The organism is Pantoea sp. S62 (assembly GCF_016658625.1).
Lineage (GTDB): Bacteria > Pseudomonadota > Gammaproteobacteria > Enterobacterales > Enterobacteriaceae > Pantoea > Pantoea vagans.
Map to the genome: position 1 here is coordinate 58,912 of NZ_JACVVI010000023.1, position 7,141 is coordinate 66,052.

Sequence of the window (7,141 nt, forward strand, 5' to 3'; positions counted from 1 at the left end):
TGCTGTTCTTCAGCGCAGCAGCGCCGGGCGTTTGGCGTTAAACGACCAGTTATCAATCAAAAACTGCATGCCCAGCGCATCGTTACGATTTTTATCCGGCAGCGAATTGTAGAGTGCGTGTGCCGCTTCGACCCGTTCCATATTCAGGGTGACGCCCAGCCCTGGCCCCTCTGGCAGTTCCAGATGCCCATCCCGAATCTGCGGCGGATGCTGCGTCAGCTGTTGTCCATCCTGCCAGATCCAGTGCGTATCAAAGGCCGTCAGACGATCGCCGGGTGCAGCCGCCCCCAGATGCGCCACCATCGCCAGAGACACATCAAAGTGGTTGTTTGAATGGCAGCCGGTAGTCAGCCCCCATTCCTGACAGAGCTGCGCCACGATGTGTGCATTACGCATCGTCCAGAAGTGCGGATCGGCCAGCGGAATGTCGATAGCATTGAGCTGTAACGCATGCTGCAACTGTCGCCAGTCATTGGCGATCATATTGGTGGCGACCGGAATACCGGTGGCGCGTTTAAACTCGGCCAGCGTTTCCCGGCCGGAGTAGCCCTGTTCCGCGCCACAGGGATCTTCAAGATAAGGAATGCGGCCCGCCAGCTGTTTACCATAATAAATCGCTTCGTCCAGCGACCAGCTGGCGTTGGGGTCGACCGTGACGCGAGCCTGCGGAAAGCGTTGCAGCAGGGCGTTGACCGTCTCTACCTCCACTTCGCCGTGATGTACGCCGCCCTTGAGTTTGAAGTCGCGGAAGCCATAGCGTTCCGCTGCGGCTTCAGCCAGCCGTACGACGCCTTGCGCATCCATCGCTTTTTCATGGCGCAGTTGCAGCCAGGCATCACCGCCAGACTGGCCTGCCTGATAGTTCATGCTGGTCAGGTTGCGGTCGGCGATATAGAACAGATAGCCGAGCACCGGCACCCGATCGCGCTGCCTGCCGCTGGCAAGTAATTCGGCAACCGGCAGATTCAGATGCTGGCCCATCAAATCAAGCAGCGCCGCTTCAATCGCCGCTGTGGCGTTGTAGAACTTCTCCGGGTTCATCTGCGGAATGTGGATGTCATCGGTATGCGCGGTCTGCTGATGGCGTGCGTCACTGGCAAACAGTGTGGCGATCGTCGCATTCAGCCGCAGCAGTTCGCTGCCCTCAATCTGCGATCGAAAACGTGCCAGCAGCGCCAGCGTCGAAGCGTGACAGGGACTTTCGCCCACGCCGGTACGGCCTGCGGAATCGGTCAGGATCACCAGGATGCGGGTAAAGTAGCAGTTATGCGCGCCACCAATGTTCAGCAGCATGCTGTCATAACCGGCGACCGGCACCACCCGCATTGTTTTAATGACTGGACTGTCTGACATGGTGATTCTCCATAGGATCAAGGGAAGGCGGGGATGGCCTGCGGCGCAGCAGCAGCCACAGCCCGGTCAGCAGCGAAACGCTGGTCAGCGCATAGAGGCCGCCGGTAGTGGAACCGGTCTTCATCTCCAGATAGCCAAACACCGTCGGTGCGAAGAAGCCGCCAAGATTGCCAACAGAATTCACCAGCGCAATGCCCGGTGCGACAATCGAGGCGGGCAGTTCTCCCTGCGGCATCGGCCAGAAAAAGGTGGCGCTGACTTTTGAGCCGATACAGGCCACGATCATCGCAAGGAAACCAAACCACGGGGAACCCAGCGTAGCCATAAAAGTGCCACAGGCGGCGACCAGCATGGCAACGCCCAGCGCTTTATCGAGTCTGTCACGGTGGCGGTCTGAAAAGCGGCTCAGCAGGTTGATGGCGATAATGGCGCACAGCCATGGCACAGCGGTGAGAATCCCGATGCCAAAACTGCTGAACCCCTGTATGCGCTGAATAATCTGCGGCAGCCAGAACACCAGCGTATAACCCGTCATGGTCATGGTGAAGAAAATTGCGCAGAAGAACAGCAGGCTGCGATTGCGTAACAGTGACATTCTGCCCGGCTCGCGATTAAGCGCGTCACGCTGTGCCTCTTCACTGTTCAGCTGCTTCACCAGTGCCTGTTTCTCTGCATCACTCAGCCAGCGCGCATCAGCAGGACGCGATACCAGCACCCAGGCGGCGAGGATCCCGACCAGCACCGAGGCGCCGCCTTCAAGGAACATCACCCATTTCCAGCCTGCTATCCCCAGAAAGTTGTGCATCATCAGGATAGCACCCGTGATCGGCCCGGAGAAAAGAAAGGCGCCAGCCGTGGCGCTCAGGACCATCGCGGTAGCCCGGCCGCGCCAGGCATTCGGCACCCACTGACGGAAATAGAACAGCACGCCGGGAAAGAAGCCCGCTTCGGCGACGCCGAGTAAGAAACGCAGCAGGTAAAACTGAATGGGTGATGTGACGAATCCGGTCAGGACCACCACCAATCCCCAGGTAATCATGATGCGTGTCAGCCAGACGCGTGCACCAAAGCGCTTCATCATCAGATTGCTCGGCACTTCAAACAGCGCATAACCAATGAAAAAGAGGCCCGCACCCAGACCAAAGGCGGCGGCGCTGATCCCGGCATCGGTACGCAGTTCGGCTTTAATAAAGCCAATGTTGGCGCGGTCGATCTGATTAATAATCAGCATCATCACCAGCATCGGGATGATATGGGTGAAGAATTTTTTGATGGCGGAGGCGATCAGCTCATCGTGCTGCGGGGACAAGGCGCTATCCATCGTTCTTCCTCATGAGAAACGTAAAGAAGAGCAAAGTGTAGGGCGCTGAAAAGGCGGGCTCTATAGGCATCCGCCCAGGACCGGATGGGCGTCCGGCCTGGGGGATTGTGTTATCAGGACGTTACCGGAAAGGCGAGGCGAAGCGGCTGAGCAAAACTGTGGCAGCGATCAACTTTGTGTGTGTCATTCGGCCATACGGAGCGTGCCGGCAGAACGGGACGCGTCAGCAGCAGGCAGGCTTCAGCCGCTAAACTGACGGCGCTGGGCAATCTCTTCCGCACGCAGCAGCAGTGCCTGCAAATCATCTTCGTCAATATCCAGCAGTTCGCCGCCCTGTAAAGCCTGATGCAGATCGGCGCGCGTCAGCGGGACCGGCATGGCGACCGGCTGGGGTTTGACTTCTTCAGGGGCCAGCGGATGCGGATAGCGGCGACCGGCCAGATTGTTAAACAGCAGAGCCAGTAGCGCCAGCGTCAGTGAGTTGAGCAAGACTGGCGTCAGGACAAACTGATAACCCAGCTGCTGTACCGATGGCCCGCCCAGAATAGCGGTCAGCGCCACCGCGCCGCCGGGCGGATGCAGACAGCGCAGCTGGAACATCAGCAGGATCGCCACGCAGGCCGCGACACCGCAGGCGATGGCCGGATCGGGTATCAGCTGGCTGACGGTAACGCCTGCCAGCGCTGACAGGCTGTTGCCGCCAACGATTGCCCACGGCTGCGCCAGCGGACTGGCAGGCAAACCAAAGAGCAGGACAGCTGATGCGCCAACCGGGGCGACAAACCACAGGTTCAGTTCGCCCAGCATCCAGTGGCTCAGCAGGCTGGTCAGCACCAGGCCAATGCCCGCACCCAGTCCGGCGATCACCACATGCTTGTTACTTACTGCCAGCGGATGCGGCCAGAGGCGCGCCAGAAACAGGCGCAGAGGATGCCTTCCAGCAGAAGGGCTTTTCTTCATTACGTTACTCACCGTGTCATAACATTTTCTTATCGTCAGGGGCGGCGATTTTCCATCATCAACATCAATGTAACAACCCGACAAACTGTGCCGGTATTCCGGCGCGTCAGAAAGCGTGGTGAAAAGGGGGATCGCGCAGAAGATGTCACGCAGCGGGCACAGGCAGACAATAAAAAACCCGCCGCAGCGGGTCAGTCATCAGTGGGATCACTCAACTTTGTCGGGATACTCGCAGAGGTCTTCAATCAGGCAGGAGCCGCAGCGCGGTTTACGCGCCACGCAGGTGTAGCGGCCATGCAGAATCAGCCAGTGGTGACAATCGACCTTGTAGGCAGCCGGAACCACCTTCAGCAGCTTCTGTTCCACCTCTTCCACATTCTTACCCGGCGCAAATTTCGTGCGGTTACTGACGCGAAAAATATGCGTATCAACGGCAATCGTCGGCCAGCCAAAAGCGGTATTGAGCACCACATTAGCGGTTTTACGACCTACACCGGGCAGGGCTTCCAGCGCCGCACGATCTTCCGGCACTTCACCGTTGTGCTGCTCAAGCAGAATGCGGCAGGTCTTAATCACATTTTCCGCTTTGCTGTTAAACAGGCCGATGGTTTTGATGTATTCCTTTACGCCATCCACGCCCAGTGCCAGCATCGCAGCGGGCGTGTTGGCCACCGGATAGAGCTTTGCGGTGGCCTTGTTCACGCTGACATCGGTCGCCTGCGCCGAGAGCAATACCGCAATCAGCAGCTCAAACGGCGAGCTGAAATTCAGCTCGGTGGTCGGATGCGGATTGTTCTGCTGCAGCCGGTGAAGGATTTCGGTGCGTTTGGTCTGATTCACACCGGCTTCCCGACGGCGTTCTGAGGCGCAGCGGTTTCAGCCGCCTGAGCACGCAGCGCTGCACGCTGTTTCATTTTCTGATCGATCAGGTATTTGCACGCCAGCATCATGCCCAGGCCGATAAACGCGCCAGGCGGCAGCATGGCCAGCAGCATCGGCGAGTCGAAATGAACCACTTCGATACGCAGCGATTTCGCCCACGGACCAAGCAGCTGATCGGCACCGTTAAACAGCGTGCCGCTGCCGATAATTTCGCGCAGCGAACCCAGCACCACCATGGCACAGGTTGCGCCCATGCCGATGGCAAAGCCATCCAGCGCCGAGAGCGGAATGCTGCTTTTAGAGGCGACGGCTTCAGCACGGCCCACCACGATGCAGTTGGTCACGATCAGCGGGATAAAAATCCCCAGCGACTGATAGAGACCGTAGGCATAGGCGTTGATCAGCATCTGCACGCAGCTCACTACCGAGGCGATGATCATCACATAAATCGGGATACGGATTTCCGACGGCACCCAGCGGCGCGAGGCGGAAATAAAACTGTTGGTCAGGGTCAGCACCAGCGTGGTGGCAAGGCCTAAACCCAGCGCGTTAGTGGCGGTCGCGGTGACCGCCAGCAGCGGGCAGAGACCCAGCAGCTGCACCAGTGCCGAGTTGTTCTTCCACAATCCACCAACCAGCAGACTTTTAGCTTCACTCATTTGTGTCTCCACATGCCGGTAACGAAGAGAGTCTCCCCGGAAGCGTTTTCATCAACAGCGCAGTGCGTTTCGTCGCATTGACCACCGCGCGTGGGGTAATGGTGGCGCCGGTAAACTGATCGAAGTCGCCGCCATCTTTTTTAACCGCAAAGGCTTTATCAGACGGACCCTGCACCACTTTGCCATTAAAGCTGTTGATCCAGTCAGAGATGCGCAGTTCGATCTTATCGCCCAGGCCAGGCGTTTCATGGTGTTCGATTACGCGCACGCCCAGTACTTTACCCTGGAAATCGGCACCGACCAGCATCTGTATCGCACCAGAATAGCCGTCAGGCGCCGTTGTCTCCAGTGCCGCCGCGACCGGCTTGCCACCTTTACGCGCCAGGAAGAGATGATGCGGCGCACTATTACCCAGCGCTGCATCCGTGACAACGTAACAATCCTGCTGGATGTTGTTGTCATACAGCTCGACAGGTACCACCTGATCCAGCAGATTTTTCTGCTGTAACTGGGTCTGATGCTCTACCGTCGGTTTGGTGACCGTATTCACCACAGCGGTAGCGGCCGTGGTAATCGCGGCGAAAATCGCCAGCGTGACGCCATTTTTGCGAATCGTCTCCAGCATCGCTTAATCCTTCTGATGGCCGTAAACGCGCGGCTGGGTGTAGTAATCAATGAGCGGCACGCAGATGTTGGCAAGCAGCACAGCAAACGCCACGCCGTCAGGATAGCCGCCAAAGCTGCGGATCAGCCAGACCAGCAGGCCGATCAGCGCGCCGTAGACCAGACGACCACGATTGGTGGTCGACGCGGTTACCGGATCGGTAGCGATAAAGAACGCGCCCAGCATGGTGGCACCGGAGAAAAGATGAATCAGCGGGCTGTTGAGCGATTCCGGTGAGAAGAACCAGCCCAGCGTGGCGCAGAACGCCAGTGACAGCAGCATGGCGGCAGGGATATGCCAGCGAATCGCACTCTTCCACAGCAGGAACAGGCCGCCCGCCAGATAACCGACGTTCACCCACTGCCAGCCGAGCCCGGCCAGCACGCCGCTGTAAATCGGCTGCGCCAGCAGATGTTCGGCACTGTGACCAGCGCGTAAGCCGGTTTTAAAGGTATCCAGCGGCGTTGCCTGGCTGATGCCATCCACACCCATCTGCAACTGCTGCATGGTGTCACCCGCCAGCGTGTGGCCCCGGAACACCATGCTCAGACTGTCCATCAGGCCGGGTTTAATCGCCTGTAACGTGTCAGGCGGCAGCCAGCTGGTCATCTGCACCGGGAAGGAGATCAGCAGCACTACATAGCCAACCATCGCCGGGTTAAACGGGTTCTGGCCGAGTCCGCCATAGAGCTGTTTAGCAATGACCACCGCAAACAGGGTACCAATCACCACCAGCCACCAGGGGGCCAGCGGCGGCAGGCTGATACCGATCAGGAGGGCGGTCAGCAATGCCGAATTATCCGCCAGCGTGCTGGCAACCGGTGCTTTACGCAGACGCAGGATCGCCGCCTCGGTCAGCCAGGCGGTAAGGGTCGCCAGTAAGACCTGTAAAACGGTGCCGTAGCCAAAGAAATAACACTGTGTAGCAAAACCTGGCACCGCCGCCAGCACCACCAGCAGCATGATGTTGCCGGTACTGCGGCGGTTATGGGTATAAGGAGAACTTGCGATACGAAAAGCCATTTAATCCTCAAGCGTCGTAGACGACTGCGCTTTACGCGCTTTGGCACGGGCGATGGCGGCAGCAATAGCGGCCTTGCGCGCATCATCGGGTTGATTCAGTTCAGGTGCCTGTTCGGGTTCAGCATTGGCGTTATTTGCCTGCTCCTGCGCCTGTTCCGCTTTCTCTACCGCAAAATGCGCGGCGGTGGCGAGCGCTGCGGCGTCACGGGAAGCGGCATCGGCGTCACTTTCAGCCTGTGCCGCTTTCTTCGCTTTGGCACGGGCGATAGCGGCCTGAAC

At 58.6% G+C, this 7,141-nt stretch carries 7 protein-coding genes and 1 pseudogene; all 8 read right to left on the minus strand.

Features of this window, described 5'->3' with window-relative positions:
- Window positions 1-9 precede the first annotated feature (9 nt).
- Window positions 10-1,353: an enolase C-terminal domain-like protein gene (locus tag IBT54_RS23030; RefSeq protein WP_201253154.1), complete on the minus strand. Its 1,344-nt coding sequence runs from the start codon at window positions 1,351-1,353 to the stop codon at window positions 10-12.
- Window positions 1,331-2,674 carry an MFS transporter gene (locus tag IBT54_RS23035; protein WP_107319634.1) on the minus strand — a complete coding sequence of 448 codons (1,344 nt, stop codon included), beginning with the start codon at window positions 2,672-2,674 and terminating at the stop codon, window positions 1,331-1,333. The genes IBT54_RS23030 and IBT54_RS23035 overlap by 23 nt, the downstream gene beginning before the upstream one ends.
- Window positions 2,675-2,914: 240 nt before the next feature.
- Window positions 2,915-3,634, minus strand: a complete 720-nt coding sequence (locus IBT54_RS23040) for an HPP family protein (RefSeq protein ID WP_095707253.1) — start codon at window positions 3,632-3,634, stop codon at window positions 2,915-2,917.
- Window positions 3,635-3,841: 207 nt separating this feature from the next.
- Window positions 3,842-4,474, minus strand: a complete 633-nt coding sequence (gene nth, locus IBT54_RS23045; protein ID WP_003849001.1) for an endonuclease III — start codon at window positions 4,472-4,474, stop codon at window positions 3,842-3,844.
- Entirely contained in the window at window positions 4,471-5,175 is a 705-nt protein-coding gene (locus IBT54_RS23050) for an electron transport complex subunit E (protein ID WP_033782996.1), read from the minus strand. The genes nth and IBT54_RS23050 overlap by 4 nt, the downstream gene beginning before the upstream one ends.
- Entirely contained in the window at window positions 5,168-5,800 is a 633-nt protein-coding gene (rsxG, locus tag IBT54_RS23055) for an electron transport complex subunit RsxG (protein WP_201253155.1), read from the minus strand. The genes IBT54_RS23050 and rsxG overlap by 8 nt, the downstream gene beginning before the upstream one ends.
- Window positions 5,801-5,803: 3 nt before the next feature.
- Complete coding sequence (gene rsxD, locus IBT54_RS23060) at window positions 5,804-6,862, minus strand: electron transport complex subunit RsxD (RefSeq protein ID WP_201253156.1); 1,059 nt, start codon at window positions 6,860-6,862, stop codon at window positions 5,804-5,806.
- Window positions 6,863-7,141 (minus strand): annotated as a pseudogene (locus IBT54_RS23065) (electron transport complex subunit RsxC); the annotation flags it as partial.